Source organism: Streptococcus mitis (assembly GCF_047465045.1).
Classification (GTDB): Bacteria; Bacillota; Bacilli; order Lactobacillales; family Streptococcaceae; genus Streptococcus; species Streptococcus mitis_DT.
Genome location: NZ_JASHAR010000001.1, coordinates 44,631 through 59,614 on the forward strand (window position 1 = coordinate 44,631; position 14,984 = coordinate 59,614).

The window sequence follows — 14,984 nt, forward strand, 5'->3', positions numbered from 1 at the left end:
TTATAATGAATTAAGGAAACGTCGGAAAAAGGCGTAGGGATGCGCAAGCATAGGTAGGTCATTACAAAAGAAACGAGACATCGAGATGTTAAATGAATTTCCAATTTTTGATTACGAAGATATTCAATTGATTCCAAATAAATGTGTCATTAAAAGCCGTGCAGAAGCGGATACAAGTGTCACTTTAGGAAATCACACCTTTAAACTACCTGTTGTGCCAGCTAATATGCAGACGATTTTGGATGAAAATGTAGCAGAGCAACTGGCTAAAGGTGGTTACTTCTACATTATGCATCGTTTTGATGAGGCAGGACGCATTCCTTTTATTAAACGCATGCACGAGCAAGGGCTCATTGCTTCTATATCTGTTGGTGTTAAGGACTACGAGTATGATTTCGTTAGCCAGCTCAAGGCTGATGCTCCTGAGTACATCACGATTGATATTGCCCATGGTCATGCGGATAGCGTGATTTCTATGATAAAACACATCAAGAAAGTATTGCCAGATACTTTTGTTATTGCTGGAAATGTGGGAACACCAGAAGCTGTGCGTGAATTGGAAAATGCTGGTGCAGATGCTACTAAGGTTGGTATCGGTCCTGGTAAGGTTTGTATCACCAAGGTCAAGACTGGTTTTGGTACAGGTGGTTGGCAATTGGCTGCTCTCCGCTGGTGTGCTAAGGCTGCACGTAAACCGATTATTGCTGATGGAGGAATTCGTACTCATGGCGATATTGCCAAGTCTATCCGCTTCGGTGCTAGCATGGTCATGATTGGTTCCCTCTTTGCAGGACATATTGAAAGTCCAGGGAAAACGATTGAAGTCGATGGTGAACAGTTCAAAGAATATTATGGTTCAGCCTCACAATATCAAAAAGGTGCTTACAAAAATGTGGAGGGCAAACGCATCTTGCTTCCTGCAAAAGGTCATTTGCAAGACACTTTAACTGAGATGGAACAAGACCTTCAAAGTGCTATTTCTTATGCAGGTGGACGTCAGGTTGCTGACCTTAAACACGTTGATTATGTTATCGTGAAAAACTCGATCTGGAATGGGGATGCTTCCCACTAAGACGGGCTACCTCACTAGAAAAAAACTTGTTATTAGAGCAAATTTCTGTTATAATAAAACAAGTTTCCACCCTTAGTGTAATGGATATCACGTAAGATTCCGGTTCTTGAGATGGGGGTTCGATTCCCTCAGGGTGGATGTAAACATCCTAAAAAGCCTTTAATAGGGCTTTTTTCTTTACACAGCCCTAAATTGGCCCTTAAAACTGAAAATCTCTTTTTAAAGAATTCCCAAATGCTCTCTAGTCCCGGTAAGTGGTAAGAGTTTTTAGAAAATCAAATAATTCAATATTTTTAGGAGAACAGAGAAATCTGTTCTCTTTTTTGTTCGCTTAAAATTCTATTTGAAAGGAGTTCAACGATGTTAGGATTAGAGATTGTAATGAATTTAGACACGTTAGAAATCTTTGACGTTATCGATCATGATAAGAATGGAAACAGCGAACAAACGCCTACAACCATCCAGTTAAGCTTATTTGACTCAATGACGTGCATTTGACAGAAGGAGATACATTAGGATGGACAGAGAAGCGCTATACAATGAATTAATTCAAAGCGAACCATTAGGTTTCATTGATCCCTTTTCTGACCTTGGCGAATTCGATCCTCTTCAGCTGAAATTTAAACAACCCGTAAAGGATTTAGTGAATCGATATTCAGGGCAGCCTTACAGTTTGGCCTGGCAACATAAAATTATGGAAATGCGGAAGTTGTTTATTGATTATCAGATAGCATTAAATGAAGAAGATAAGCAGATTAACTTTCAGCGAAGAACAAGAAGCGAAGAGTCCAAAGAACATGCTACTACTATTGTAACAACATATTTGAAGTTGGGATTTAGTTTTAAAGAAATTGAGAAGCGTGTTTCTTTATCTTACAAACAACTTCGTCGAGGATGGAGAAGAAGTGATCACATCATGACAAATAGTCCTGAATTTTATAGCAAAAGGGACTTATCCGAAGGTTACTGTTTACCGATTAAAAAGCTACCTAAAAGTATGAGAATAAATGAGGGATAGGAAATGGAAACGGGTATTTGTAGACGATGTTCTTGCGACTGGGTTACACCTTGCATCAATGAAAAGTATGGTCCTTGTTGGTGGGTAGATAAAAACAGAACGCTGTGTAGCCACTGTTTTTATGGATTTAATGATGAATCTTGTCAGACAAAAGTTTATTACAGACCAGGGCATGATTGGCTTGAGAGAGATTGGGAATTTGCTTGGGAAATACTGACAAATTCAAAAAGTCATTGGGTATATGATATGGAACATGATGTGTTGTGTGTGGTTGGTTTAGGAGATCATATTGGAGCTGTTAGATTTATTGTAAGGAACTTTTATGGACTTAATCGCATTTATCGTGAGGAGATTCCTAAATGGCAAGAAATTATTGGGAATAATATGATTTTTTATAATGCAAAGGTCAATGATTCAAAACATTACGCTAGTTCTTTGCCTAGAAAGTATAAACATGTGGATTGATATGGATAATAAAATTATTGAGAAGATACAAAATCTTTTAGAGTTAGCTTACGATGCACCAAACGATGAAGAGGGGCAGACTGCCCTTCTGATGGCTCAAAGACTTATGGTGAAGCATAATCTTTCTATGAATGATTTAACGAATAGTAAAACTCAAAAAGATATTGGTGAAACAATAGGAACATGGGAATATAGACTTCCATGGTGGCAAGAAAAGTTGGCAGGTATTTTAGGTGAAAATTTTAGATGTAAAACGATAAGAAGGCGACTTCCTGAAGACGGCATCACACAGATAGTTTTCTTCGGATATCAATCTGATGCTGAATTTTGTAGTAAGGTTTACGAAGGTGCGCTTTTATACCTTAAATATCGGCTGAAACGACTTTTTCCTACAGTATCAAGAGCAAGATGGAAAGACTATAAGAAATCGTACTTACTTGGTTTCTTAAATGGAGTAGATCAACGTTTTCAGGGACAGGTTCAATCATCAGAAGAATTTGGTTTGATGGTAAAAATCCCAGCAGAAGTTTTGGAAGAACAACATCGTCGCATGGGAAGTTTAAATAATAGAACCATTAATGTTAAAGTTAATGTTGATTATGAGGCCTATATTGCTGGTTTTGAACATGCAAAAGAGACCAGGTTGTTATCAGAAGAATTATTGAATAAATGAGAATGAACATAGGAGGAAAGAACTATGAAAAATACAGATTGGAAAAAAAGTACACAAAGACCCCTTACTAGCTTTGATTTTAAAAGCGTGGAAAGCGCTTTTGGGATGCCAATGCGCTACGCAAACAATTCATCGCATTTGGTAGCTTGCTTGGAGAAAAGTAAGCTGATGTTAGATGACATTTTTCAAGAGAAAATAAATTTTCTCTTAAACGGTCTGTTTTACGCAGACGGAGAGGTGAAAAAGAGCTTGTTTATCGAAGAAAATATGAGCGTTTTCTTCGAGTTGAAAAAGTGTGTTTATGATGCACACATTAAGAGCTTAAATAAAATTTAAGTGTTAAAATAAAAAACCTCAGAAGAGGGTAGGAGGAAATTACATGATTTTTGGGTTTATTGTATTGTTTGTTGTAGGAGTGTGCATTTCGTTCAGTGGAGTATTTATTATAGGTAAAAATACAGATATCGGATTTGATTTGACTGGTGAGAAAGACTTCTATGTACATCTAACTGCTTTGGGATGGATATTGAGTATCTTTTTAATTCTTGTAGGAGGGGGAATGATGTACTTCTCATGTAAGGAGTTGGTACCATATTTTATAAGTGTACTTGACTTCAAACTATAACTAGTGAAGGGATATGAGAGAGCTAAAAATCATGAAAAAGATTGATTTATTAAAATGCTTATCCATCATCACAAAAGACGGATTAAGAACACAAAAATTTAAGAATAGTCATCTACAGCTCATCTCTTCAGCTGAAGAAGGAAGACGAGGGTCTGTATTTGCTTATCGTTCAAAAGCAAATATGGTGAAGGCACGTGGTGTTGTTTTAACCTCTGTTGAATCATTGCTGGAGAACCAGGATCAGTTTACACACTGGACCCCTAATGTGTATTGCTATGGAAGCTATAGTGATGCTGGTCGACGTATTACACGTGGCCACTCTGAAGATAATCTAAGACAGATTAACACATTCTACATTGATTTTGATATTACCTCTGCAGCTGAAGAAATGACGACAGGAGATATTTTAACCGCTTCTCTGGAGCTAGGTTTTATGCCAACGTTGATTCTAAAATCTGATAAAGGATTTCAAGCCTATTTTGTCCTCTCAGAATCAGCTTATGTTACAGCTCATTCTCAATTTCGAGTGGTGAAGGTGGCCAAAGCTATCTCTCAAAATTTGAGAAATTACTTTGCTCAAACTTTACCAGTAGATTTGACTTGTAACCATTTTGGGATTGCTCGTATTCCTCGAACTGATAATGTCGAATTCTTTGAACCTGACTATACCTATTCATTCCAGGAGTGGTTAGATTGGTCAATGAAGCAATCAGAACTTCCTTTCCCAAGTAAAAAACCCAATTTGACGGTTATTTCAGGCTCTGAAGGGGTGAAACAGATTGATGAACCCTGGTATCAATTGCTGATGAGAGAAGGGAATATCAAAGGTGGAAAAGCCTTGATGGGAAGAAACAACGTTCTTTTCACGCTGGCTTTAGCTAACTTCTCTTCAGGAATCGATCAAGGAGAGTGTGAGGAAGTTCTTTCTAGTTTTAATGCGAATCTAGACGAACCACTCTCTTCAGCTGAATATCATAAGATTATCACAAGCGCCTACTCAGGAAAATATGAAGCTGCTAGTCGTGACTATGTGATGACTTTATGTAAAGCATGGGTCAATCAGGAACTCAAGGCTTCAGATCTCTTTGTGAAGCAACGTTGGTACAAGTTTAAGAAGAAACGTGCTGACAGGAAGAATAGTCATCTCTATGAATGGAAAACAGACGTAATGGCCTATTTAGAAGGTTTCTATCAATCTGAGGATCCATTTATCCAGACGACAAAAAAAGAGATACGAGAGAAGTTGAACATTCCTGAGCGTTCATTAGACAAAGTATTGAAGGTTCTCAAAACAGAACAAAAGATCTTCTTCACAGTCAAACATGGCCGTGGAGGAGGCATCAGATTAGCCTCTATCAAATCAATCTTGCTTTCCCTTATCCAGGTGAAGAAAGAACGTCAGGAGGCTTATATGGCCAATATTGCTGCTTTCTTTGAAGAAAGTATAGAGTTTACTCAGAGAGTGATAGAAAGGGTTAAAGATGGCTTTAAACAAACACAACAACTATCTCTATTTGAACTTGATATTGGATAATCAAAAAAACCCGTCAACTGCCTTACATTTATATCTACGATTATTACAAGGATATACATGTACATAAAATAACCTATGGAGGAATGATATGATTTTAGTTATAGTTGGATTATTTAGCCTTATATTTATTGGAGGAGTTTTATTAATTCTCTCACTTATAGGGATTCGTCAACAAGTTCGTTTTGAAAACGGATATGATGATGAGTTAGAGACAGATCAGCTGGCAATGATTGGCCAAAATAGAAAGTGAGAAGAAGAATGAAGTACGTAATTTTCAGTTTTGAATTAGGTGACTATATTTGTAATGGGGAGAATAAAGTTTTAGTTTTTGATACTTTGGGACTAGCTTTTCAGTATCTTCAAAAACATTATCGTAAACCACTTCCTGAACAGAGAAAAAAGAGATTGATTCACTATCCAGATGTGTATCAAGCTCCATTTAGACTTCTAAAAGTTTGTTAGGAAGGAGACAGGTCGATGTCAGAGTTATTCAAAATTATCCGTGGATACTACCTAACAGGAGTCGGACAAGAACCATTGGCTTATTATTTTAAACTTTCATCGGATAACTTAAAGTTTGAGTCGGTTTCTGCAGGGGATGTAGCTTTAACTTTTTATCAAAACGAGGAGAGTATTACTAGCATTCCAGCGATTGTTAGAGTAGATAGTGTTATCTCGAATGATAAAATGATTTCAGATTATCTGCAGGAGGAGCTGAGAGATCATTATCCAATGTTGCCAATTGTCCGTGTATTAGACTCTGAGGAATTTGATCCTTTACTCTTTCAAGATGTGATGACAACTTTCACTAACTTGAAATCAGAAATAAAAGAATTGGCCAAGATTGATTATGTTCAAGGATCCATATTTGATTTTATGGATGAGGAGGAAATAGGATGAGAGAGATTTTTAGACACGTTAAGTTAGCTCTAGGGGCTATTCTTGTCATTTTAGTTGTGAGTCTCGCAGTTCTAGGAGGGTATAGGGTGTATAAAGATCATTTTATCTTAGATTACGATCCTCACCTTACTCAGAAGGAATACCAGAATACTGTACTTGATCAAAATGTAAACCTAGTATTTTATAAAAAAGATTGTCCTTACTGTCAGGTTGGAAAAAGTGTAGTTGTAGATGCAGCCAATAAAGGTTCTTATCCTACATTTTACATTGACACTCAGACAGAAGAAGGTCAAAAGTTGGTAGAAAAATACCAGGTTGAAAAAGCTGCAACTATCATCAAAATTCGTAAGGGAAAAATAAAGAAATATCTATATGCTTCGAGGGATTCAGAGGAAAAGATTGTAGCAGATGAGAAAGCAATCCAGGAGGCCCTAAATGACTAAAAGAATAAAGCTGAGTAAGTGGGCCGAGACAGCTTTTCAAAGATTGAAATATGTTTAAGGAGGTAGTATGTATCAATTTTTAAATGCTATTGCGCATGGCGTGGTTGGAACTGTCTTGATTGCGATCTGGTTCGTACCGCTCTTCAGGATAACTATATGTGATAACTTTGGAAATGAAATCAAAACGAAAAGGCTGCCATTAGCGTTCTTAATGTTACTAAAAAGTGTTTGGCCAAAAAGTAAGGTTTCATTTATTTGGAAAGGATATAAGAAGCATGAGAAGAACTAAATCATCTAGTTTGAAGCAGAAAAGAGCTAACAAACATTTGAGAGGTATAAAAAATTATACATTATCGAATGAACCAAAAGAGTTCGGTTGTGTGTCAACTTTTGATATGTTGTTTGCAACAAATGTGAGGTATCGAGTTTTTGCAATTTTAGGAGGAATATCTGTTTTTATTTTGCTAGCTTTAGTGCCAATCAATCTCTTTTTGGGCTTTATTGCATATGTAGCAGTAAATTTAGTTCATATGAATTCAAATTTTTTTCAATTAGTTGGAGTGAAAGACGTTTCTTTTATGACAGTCTTTGAATCTTTTTATTTGGGGAATGTCGAGTTGATGAGAGATATATTCGTAACTATTTGTGTAGCTATTATAGTTCTTTCTTTATCGTTATATGGAACGTGGCGTACTGAAAAAAAGACGGATATAACCTCTTTAACAAATCAGTATTATGGAAAAATCAGGAAGGAGAAATAAAATGTCTACTTTAATTGAAATTTCTAAACGCTGGATTGAAAAGATAAAATCCAGCCCAATTTTGCAGCCATTTATTAAGACTAAAGTTTGGTTTCAAGAGAATATTATTAAGAGAAAACTGGTCATTTTTTCAATGTTGTTTGTGACCTGGTTAAGTCTTTTAATGGGAGCGATTTTCTCACCACAAAGACAAACATATACTTCAGAACAACTCAAAACAAAGCAGGTTTTTGCGAATGGCAGCGGTGAGATGAAACTGGTCAGTCAGGAATATTCACCAGATACTGGAATTATCGTTTTACAATTTGAGACAAAAGATGCTACGACTTCGATAGATCGGGGCATCGATGCCAAACGATTGAAATGGAAACTCTATGCTCAACATAAAGACTCAAAAATAGAGATGGACGTTGTGCCAATCATTGATAATAAAGTATCAGTTATTATTAAAGGAGTTCCGAAAAATTTTGGTGCATTTGCGATCGATGTGACGAATCAGACAGTCTCTTCTAGCTCAATTGATGTGAATATTTCATCGCCATCCAGTGATTCTAAAAAGGTTTCTCAGAAGAAATCTGGAGAAGAGGACACTGTACAATTCTTTGTAACTCCTCAAAATCCTCAGCTTGAAATCAAAGCTATTGAGGTTGTCTCCAGAGAAGAATTTACTCTTCAGGAAATCGAAAAAGAGATCAATTTCCAGAATGAACAGTCTCAAAAATTGACAACATCAATTTCTCAATTGAAGGAATCTATTGAAGATGATAACTCACGAAAGGCGAGTCTTCAAGCAGAAGCAAAATATCTAACAGGTGATGATCTCGAAGCCAATCAAAAGAATATTGCTACTCTGGATACAAACATCGAAACGAAGAATAGAACCATCGAAACAGCCTATAAAAACATTGAAAAGTTGAAGGCTAAATTGGAGTCTTTGGACAAGAAAAAACAGGCAGTCAAAGATGGAACATTTGAATTTTCAAACCCTATTGAAACTGTAGAAATGAATTAAAGTGAGGTAAAATAAAATGAAATCAAAGAAAAGTTTTAAAAAGCTTTACCATGTAATGTTTTTTATAATGATTGATTGTTGCTTCACTCTATATATTTTACTTACTGTGTCGGCCTTTCTTACTTATCAGTGGTTTGTAAATCTTAACTCTTCTACAATTCTTTATTATTACGATACCATGAGTGTACTATGGTTTAGTATTTTAATTTCTACAATTTTGACAAAGATATTATATCGTCCATTGTTAAGCTCTATTTGGTTCCAACCCTTGTGGGATAAGATAAACGATAGTGAATAAAGAGAATGAATCTCCTTAATTTTTGAATTAAGGGGGTTTATTTTTTATGATTGTCCCTTTAAAAAATTTTTTTCATTTATCTCTTATACTAGAATCAATCAAAAAAAGAAAGGCAGAAAAATGAAAGAACAACTTAAATTAGCACCAAAGGAAAATCAACCAGTTAGAAAGCATCGTACTGTATTCACAAGTACAAAAGGTTTGATTAGAAAACAGAAATGGGTTGTGCTGGATATTGATGAATATGGAATGACCTATCGTAGTAAACCAGGATATAAAGGAGAAATGTTTTCTTCAATGTACCTCGTTCTACAGGAAATTAAAATTGATGAACGTTCTTTTACACTAACCATCAAGAAAAATGATCATGAAGTTTATGTGATTGATTTGAAAAAATTAGATGGTGATTTGTGGAGCAACTTCCAAATTATAAAAGAAAAAATTACCAGCTTTGCAGGAAATAAATTAAGGAAATAAGAAATACGAAATTAGAAAAAAGGAGAAGTAATCATGGCCAAAAATGATTTAAAAAAAATTGATAATCAACTAGAAGAGGCAAAGAAAAGAGTTGCCCTTTTGGAACAGGAACGTAAAGAAGCAGAAGAGAATCTTCAAAAACAAATTGGTAAAATTTATGTTCAAATTCAATTGAAGAAAAATAAAAATCAGTCGTATGAATCAATTTTTGAAGAGTTAAAAATGGAATTAAACCTCATCAAAGAAGATGAAAAAGAACAACGTTTAGCAGCGAAGAAAAATCGTGAAGAAGGAAACTTTCCAGCTGAAGATCAGTCTTAATTTTTGAGTTTTGAACTTCTAAATGAAGTCAAAAACGGTGTAAGCAAAAGTGTGTAAAAAGGAAAAACAGTGTAAGTATAACACCTATAAAGTGTGTAAAGGTAAGTATAGCATGTGTGTGTTAGTAGGTGAAACCGAGAAAATTACCGGTACCGGAAACGTTGATACTATCAACATATCACGGCACGTGATATCAGTTTCCCTTATGCTCTTTTCTAACACAACACACCTAAAAAGGACCTTAGTCCCTCTGTGTGTGTTAGTGTGTTGAAAAACCGCAAAAATAGAACCGTATCGGTTCGTGATGTTGCGAGGTTGAAGTTTTCTTTTTTGCTTCTTTTTGCTTTTGCTTCGACAAAAGAAAAAAGAAGGGCGCTATTTTTTAGAAAGGAAAATTTAAAATAATGGCAAATATAAAACAAAATCGAATTGAGATTAGAGGCCTTACAGATGATGAAATTAATTATCTAAAATCTCTTGCGAGAAAAAATAAAGCCAACTCATTTAACGATTTTTTGCTTTCAATCTGTCGTGAAAAAATTGAGTATGGAAATTTTAATCGTGCTCAAGACTTGTATGTTGCTCATTTGGAAAATATGAAATTAGCTTCTGACCATGTTTTGAACCAAATGAAAAAACAGAAAAAAATATTATCTGAATTTGAAGAAAAAATGGATCGTTATGGTGATCATATTTCACGTTGGTTAGAGTATGAAGGAGAGGTGAAAAGTGATGACTAAAAATTTTTTAATTCGAAATGTTCCCGACGATATGTTTGAACAACTTCAGGCTATTTCAAAAAAATATAACTATCCAAGTTTCAATGAGTTTATGTTATCGCAAGTTCAAAATATCGTAATGAATGACGGATTGAATTTGTACAATAACCAATTTGCGGAAACATTATCTGTCATCAAAGAACAACAAAGTCAGATTTTAGAATTGATGTTGAAGAATGAAATTTCTCTTTCAGCTTTAAATGTTAAACAAGATATTGTAAATGATCTAACTACAAATTGGTTACATTTTATGGATGATGTATCTGCACTTGAAGCTGAACGACGGTCAGGTGGTGTTTAAAAATGAAGAAGAATAAATCTCTGTTCATCATTCTCATTTTTCTTGTAATCTTTATCGTACAACCTAACAATTTTAATGCTATCAAATCTGGCTTGACACAAAATGATATACCGACTCAATTGAACATAGTCGATTCAGCTGAAGAAAAAAATTCCGATTCGAATTTGAATCCTACTCTGAAAAATGATGATTTGAAATCGAAGGAGTATGATGGAAAAAATCAGGTCATTGTCGTCAATGAAAAATCACAATTTACAAAAAGCGAATTGAGTTTAGAAAATGGCAGCTGGGAAAAATATTCTGATCTAGATTTTTTAAATCGTGTAGGAATTGCTGAAGCGATGTTGGGAAAAGAATTGATGCCAACGGAAGATAGAGAATCTATTTCGTCTGTCACACCGACAGGGTGGAAAAATAAAAAAATAATTTTCAACGGGAAAGAAGATTATTTATATAATCGTTCTCACTTAATCGGTTTTCAATTAAGCGGAGAAAATGCGAATGCTAAAAATTTATTTACAGGTACACGTGCTTTAAATGCAAATTTTGAAGATGAACAATCATCAATGGTCTACTATGAAAATAAAATTGCTAACTACATAAAAAATACGAACCACCATGTTCGCTATCGAGTAACTCCCATCTTTAGAAATGTGGAATTAGTTGCTAGAGGAGTTCGTATGGAAGCACAGAGTATTGAAGATGATGAGATCTCATTTGATGTGTATATCTTTAATATTCAACCAGGATATAAAATCAATTATTTGACAGGATCATCTCAGAAAAATTGAGGAGGGAAAAATGAATCCAAGACTTAGCTTATATTTTAGCGAAGAAACACATGAAAAATTTAAGGAAATAAAATCCTACTTGAAAGAATCGTCAGCTTTGCAGAAACAGTATCGAAATAATTCAGCAACGCTTGTCACTTTGATTGAAGTTTTTTACAAACTGTTTATTGAATTAGGAGAAGGGAAAAATTTCTATGAGCGACTGACCCAGCTGGAAAAAAATTTGGGGGATGCCTTTGATTCTGGCAATGATAACAAGGCAATTCATCGTCAACTTGATCAAATTCTCTATCTAACACTAACCAACTTTCATGCTATTACGAAAGATGATTTTGATGTTCAAGAATTGGAATCTATTCATTCACGATTGGATCCTACACAACATGAATTGATGGCACGAATCAACGATGTCATTCAAGAAGATATTGCACGTGGTCAAACTATCAAACATTCTCATTGAGGTACAGTAAATGGTGGATATTGTTGAAATATATTTAGAAACAGGAGATTTTCATGAAGCGGTGAAACAGTCAGGGCTGCCTACTCATATAGCTCATTTGAAATTAATAAAGAGTGGCTGCCTTAAAATTCAAGATAAAATTCAGTATGGTTCTAGGACAGCTAAGCTCGGGGGAATGGCCGAGGAGCTTTTTCAAAAGTATGTTCCAGATGCAACGGATGCGAATAAGTATTTCAAGAAAAATAATCCAGTATATGATTTTTGGCTAGATGGTCTAACGATTGATGTAAAATACAGCTCATTGTATAAAAGGAAAAACGGGAACTCCCATCACTGGCAATTGAGGACAAAAGGAAATCAAGATTTTATTGTCGCATTTTTAGAACGAGAAAGTGGTTCAGAGTTAGAAAAACCAAATATCTTGTTGATTCCCATGCAATTTGTTGAAGAGCAAAAAGAATTACATATTTCTCAATCAGGACGGTGGATCAATGATTTTCAAGTTGAACCTGAAGAATTACAACCGTTATTAAAAGACTATGCTCTTTTAAGAAAAAATGGACTATTTTAATTCAAAGAGAGGAAAATAATGAACGTATCTTCTAGTCCAAGTATTACCTTCATGCTGCAATATACAGAAGCAAATAGTGGGTTTGTAGACTACACCAATAGAGATGAAGCTGTCGAGGTTGATAATGAATTAAATTTAGAGACACACAGACAAAATATCGAGTCTCTAACTGAAGATGAAATACAAAAAATTCAAGCTGAAGTTCCAGAAACGAAACTAAATTTTCAGGAATACATTGATTATATGAATCGCTCTTATGCTACTGAAAATCAAAATGAAGAGATGACAGCGATTTTTACAGAAGAGGCCAATTACTTGCAGCGTAGCAAAGTAACTGAATTGAAAAGTAAGTTAGAGCAGGCTTATCAAAATGGCTCTCTTCTATGGCAGGGTGTTATCTCTTTTGATAATGATTTTTTGGCCAAGGAGGGATTATATGATCTGGAAACTGGGAAAGTTGATCAGCAAGCTATCAAGTCGGTCATACGTGAAGCATTGCCAAGGTTGATTGAAAAAGAAGGATTATCCGACTCATCATTTTGGTGGGCTAACATTCACTTGAACACGGATAATATTCATGTGCATTTTGGTTTATCTGAAGTTGAATCTGCAAGAGAAAAAATTTTCTATCGACCTCGTGGACGAATGGAGTACAGAGGGAACTTTTCCCAAAAAACCATTGAGCGTTTTAAAAGTGATGTTTTTCATGGCCTGTTAAATGAACAGACTAGAGGAATGATTGTTCGACGAGAACAAATCTTGGCCAATATCAGAACTGAGTTGATCAATTCTATTTTTAGAGATCAGAAGGTTCGTTCTTCGGCTGAAAAAAATTTTTTGGAGCAGGCTTACAACCATTTGCCAATGGATAAAAAATGGCGTTATGGATCAAATGCAAGAGATTTTGCAGTCAGCAAATTCTTCATCGACCGCTATCTGGATTCCTATTTAGAAAATGATGGGAAAGAGCTCTATCAAGAATTTCTGAAAGAAACGAAGGACTTCCTAGAAACATATAGAGGAGCTTATTCAGCTGAAAAAAAATCAACCTACGAAAAGATTCGGAAAGTTGATGGTCGTTTTGAGAAAACACAACAGGAGGCTGCAGGCTATCATCTGCAGCAATTAATTGCGAGTCGAGAGAAGGAGTTGAGAGAACGACTAGCAAATAAAATATTGCACCTATTTCGTGAGAATGCTCCTGAAATAGCTGACGTTCGGCTGGAAAAAAATTTGGCCAATTTCTCAGTAAAGAATCAAAAATTAATTTTAGCCCAGGATCCTAACGCAAGTGTTATTAAAACACTAGATGCTTGGAAAAAACTGGGTTATGATCTAAAAGATGGGGCGAAACCTCTTGAAATCACAAAACCAGTCTATGCTACTTATGACAAACACGGAACAGGTTTGGGACGTCCTGAATTTGTTACGGAATTAGTTTATGATGTGAGTCAGATGAAAGAAGACTTACTACAGAAGCAACTTAGTTTAAGGGACTTGTCGCTATTCTCTTCAGCTGATTTGAAAGATCTTGTAGAAGCGGCCAAAAAGAAAAGCGATCGTTCATTGAAGGAACGTCAAGAGTTAGGGACGTTCCGCTATGCATTAAAATTGAGTTTATTGGAGGAAAAGCAGAGTAGTTTATTAGTTCGTAAAACTCTTTTTGATCAAATTCAACCACTTGAAACGGATAAGTCATTTGTTGAATTAAAAAAGAAGGAGATTCTTCAAAGACTGCAGCTGACTGAATTGCAACTGACTCCAAATTATAAACTGAGTGAAGCAGACCAATCTCTGAGACAATCTCTTGCTAACCAGTTTGAAGATAGTGTTTCATTTTCAGTAGAGAAAGCTGATTCATTAGCAATTCAAGCACCTATCAAACGTTTGAAGGGAGAATTAGCGGCAGTTCAACCTCTTCAAGATGAAGGAGTGCTGACTATTCTAAAGGGCTATCCTGTTACGAAAGATAGCTACATAGAAGAGCTACAGACCCATATCTCAATTTTTCAGCTGAAACATGAGATTTACAGTCGAAACAAGGAAATTTCACAAACGACTGATCAAGCGACTATTCAAAAATTAAAACAGGAGAATGCGAAAGGATTTTCTGAACTTAAATCACTCTATCAAAAAATATTGCCAGAGGAAGAAAGCAATCAGAAAAGTCAGTTAGCTCAAGCTGTTTCACATAAAATGCAAGAAAGGAAGAACTTGCAAAGAAAAAACATCCAACAATCCCAAGGTAAAGCAATCATCAATACAGATTTTATGAGAAATTTGACCAATTCTCTTCAAAGGGCCCAACGTGCAAATAAAAAAGCCCTCATGGAACGCGAGAGAAGCGATGAGAGGCAAGAACTGGAGGAAAAAGGACAAAGTATATAAAGGTCATTGTAAAAGCAATGACTTTTTTGTTGAAAATGGAATTATATTGTCCCTTTAAATGGGATTTTTTGGTTATTGAATAGAATAGAGGGATA

Annotated in this window: 22 protein-coding genes and 1 tRNA gene; all 23 read left to right on the forward strand. The window is 35.3% G+C overall.

Features of this window, described 5'->3' with window-relative positions:
• The first annotated feature begins 85 nt into the window (after window positions 1-85).
• The 23 genes from QM409_RS00205 (at window position 86) to mobP2 (ending at window position 14,889) form a co-directional block, all read left to right on the forward strand.
• Window positions 86-1,072 carry a GMP reductase gene (locus QM409_RS00205; protein ID WP_261142022.1) on the forward strand — a complete coding sequence of 329 codons (987 nt, stop codon included), beginning with the start codon at window positions 86-88 and terminating at the stop codon, window positions 1,070-1,072.
• 66 nt (window positions 1,073-1,138) lie between these two features.
• Window positions 1,139-1,210, forward strand: a tRNA-Arg gene (locus QM409_RS00210).
• Window positions 1,211-1,589: 379 nt separating this feature from the next.
• A complete protein-coding gene (locus QM409_RS00215; protein WP_049494010.1) occupies window positions 1,590-2,090 on the forward strand; it encodes a hypothetical protein in 501 nt (166 codons plus the stop codon).
• Window positions 2,091-2,093: 3 nt separating this feature from the next.
• Window positions 2,094-2,555 (forward strand): hypothetical protein, encoded by a 462-nt coding sequence (locus tag QM409_RS00220; protein WP_009730759.1) that lies wholly within the window; start codon window positions 2,094-2,096, stop codon window positions 2,553-2,555.
• A gap of 1 nt (window position 2,556) precedes the next feature.
• Window positions 2,557-3,228 carry a DUF2786 domain-containing protein gene (locus QM409_RS00225; protein ID WP_049494041.1) on the forward strand — a complete coding sequence of 224 codons (672 nt, stop codon included), beginning with the start codon at window positions 2,557-2,559 and terminating at the stop codon, window positions 3,226-3,228.
• Window positions 3,229-3,252: 24 nt separating this feature from the next.
• Window positions 3,253-3,564, forward strand: a complete 312-nt coding sequence (locus QM409_RS00230; protein WP_414304997.1) for a hypothetical protein — start codon at window positions 3,253-3,255, stop codon at window positions 3,562-3,564.
• A gap of 43 nt (window positions 3,565-3,607) precedes the next feature.
• Window positions 3,608-3,853, forward strand: coding sequence for a hypothetical protein (locus QM409_RS00235; RefSeq protein ID WP_000576044.1), 246 nt, complete (start codon window positions 3,608-3,610; stop codon window positions 3,851-3,853).
• Window positions 3,854-3,884: 31 nt separating this feature from the next.
• Entirely contained in the window at window positions 3,885-5,387 is a 1,503-nt protein-coding gene (locus QM409_RS00240; protein WP_414304996.1) for a primase C-terminal domain-containing protein, read from the forward strand.
• A gap of 88 nt (window positions 5,388-5,475) precedes the next feature.
• Window positions 5,476-5,637, forward strand: coding sequence for a hypothetical protein (locus QM409_RS00245; RefSeq protein WP_185758518.1), 162 nt, complete (start codon window positions 5,476-5,478; stop codon window positions 5,635-5,637).
• An 8-nt stretch (window positions 5,638-5,645) separates the two neighbouring features.
• The gene (locus tag QM409_RS00250; protein ID WP_000878299.1) at window positions 5,646-5,849 is read left to right on the forward strand and encodes a hypothetical protein; all 204 of its coding nucleotides are present in this window, start codon (window positions 5,646-5,648) and stop codon (window positions 5,847-5,849) included.
• Window positions 5,850-5,864: 15 nt separating this feature from the next.
• The gene (locus QM409_RS00255) at window positions 5,865-6,287 is read left to right on the forward strand and encodes a hypothetical protein (protein ID WP_414304995.1); all 423 of its coding nucleotides are present in this window, start codon (window positions 5,865-5,867) and stop codon (window positions 6,285-6,287) included.
• Window positions 6,284-6,730 (forward strand): thioredoxin domain-containing protein, encoded by a 447-nt coding sequence (locus tag QM409_RS00260; protein WP_414304994.1) that lies wholly within the window; start codon window positions 6,284-6,286, stop codon window positions 6,728-6,730. The genes QM409_RS00255 and QM409_RS00260 overlap by 4 nt, the downstream gene beginning before the upstream one ends.
• A 67-nt stretch (window positions 6,731-6,797) precedes the next feature.
• Window positions 6,798-7,019: a hypothetical protein gene (locus tag QM409_RS00265; protein ID WP_049494004.1), complete on the forward strand. Its 222-nt coding sequence runs from the start codon at window positions 6,798-6,800 to the stop codon at window positions 7,017-7,019.
• Window positions 7,006-7,491, forward strand: coding sequence for a hypothetical protein (locus QM409_RS00270; RefSeq protein ID WP_049510610.1), 486 nt, complete (start codon window positions 7,006-7,008; stop codon window positions 7,489-7,491). Before QM409_RS00265 ends, QM409_RS00270 begins: the two co-directional genes overlap by 14 nt.
• Before the next feature lies 1 nt (window position 7,492).
• Entirely contained in the window at window positions 7,493-8,503 is a 1,011-nt protein-coding gene (locus QM409_RS00275) for a hypothetical protein (RefSeq protein WP_070479954.1), read from the forward strand.
• 418 nt (window positions 8,504-8,921) lie between these two features.
• The gene (locus tag QM409_RS00280) at window positions 8,922-9,278 is read left to right on the forward strand and encodes a hypothetical protein (RefSeq protein WP_414304993.1); all 357 of its coding nucleotides are present in this window, start codon (window positions 8,922-8,924) and stop codon (window positions 9,276-9,278) included.
• Between the two features lie 33 nt (window positions 9,279-9,311).
• Window positions 9,312-9,599, forward strand: a complete 288-nt coding sequence (locus tag QM409_RS00285) for a hypothetical protein (RefSeq protein WP_216732928.1) — start codon at window positions 9,312-9,314, stop codon at window positions 9,597-9,599.
• 404 nt (window positions 9,600-10,003) lie between these two features.
• Entirely contained in the window at window positions 10,004-10,339 is a 336-nt protein-coding gene (locus tag QM409_RS00290) for a hypothetical protein (RefSeq protein WP_414304992.1), read from the forward strand.
• Entirely contained in the window at window positions 10,332-10,679 is a 348-nt protein-coding gene (locus tag QM409_RS00295) for a hypothetical protein (RefSeq protein ID WP_414304991.1), read from the forward strand. The genes QM409_RS00290 and QM409_RS00295 overlap by 8 nt, the downstream gene beginning before the upstream one ends.
• Before the next feature lie 2 nt (window positions 10,680-10,681).
• Window positions 10,682-11,470, forward strand: a complete 789-nt coding sequence (locus tag QM409_RS00300; protein ID WP_414304990.1) for a DNA/RNA non-specific endonuclease — start codon at window positions 10,682-10,684, stop codon at window positions 11,468-11,470.
• A gap of 10 nt (window positions 11,471-11,480) precedes the next feature.
• On the forward strand, window positions 11,481-11,930 hold the full coding sequence (locus QM409_RS00305) for a hypothetical protein (RefSeq protein WP_044021397.1): 450 nt from the start codon (window positions 11,481-11,483) through the stop codon (window positions 11,928-11,930).
• A 10-nt stretch (window positions 11,931-11,940) separates the two neighbouring features.
• Window positions 11,941-12,501, forward strand: coding sequence for a hypothetical protein (locus tag QM409_RS00310; protein ID WP_007520048.1), 561 nt, complete (start codon window positions 11,941-11,943; stop codon window positions 12,499-12,501).
• Between the two features lie 18 nt (window positions 12,502-12,519).
• Window positions 12,520-14,889: a MobP2 family relaxase gene (gene mobP2 / locus QM409_RS00315; protein WP_414304989.1), complete on the forward strand. Its 2,370-nt coding sequence runs from the start codon at window positions 12,520-12,522 to the stop codon at window positions 14,887-14,889.
• Window positions 14,890-14,984 lie beyond the last annotated feature (95 nt).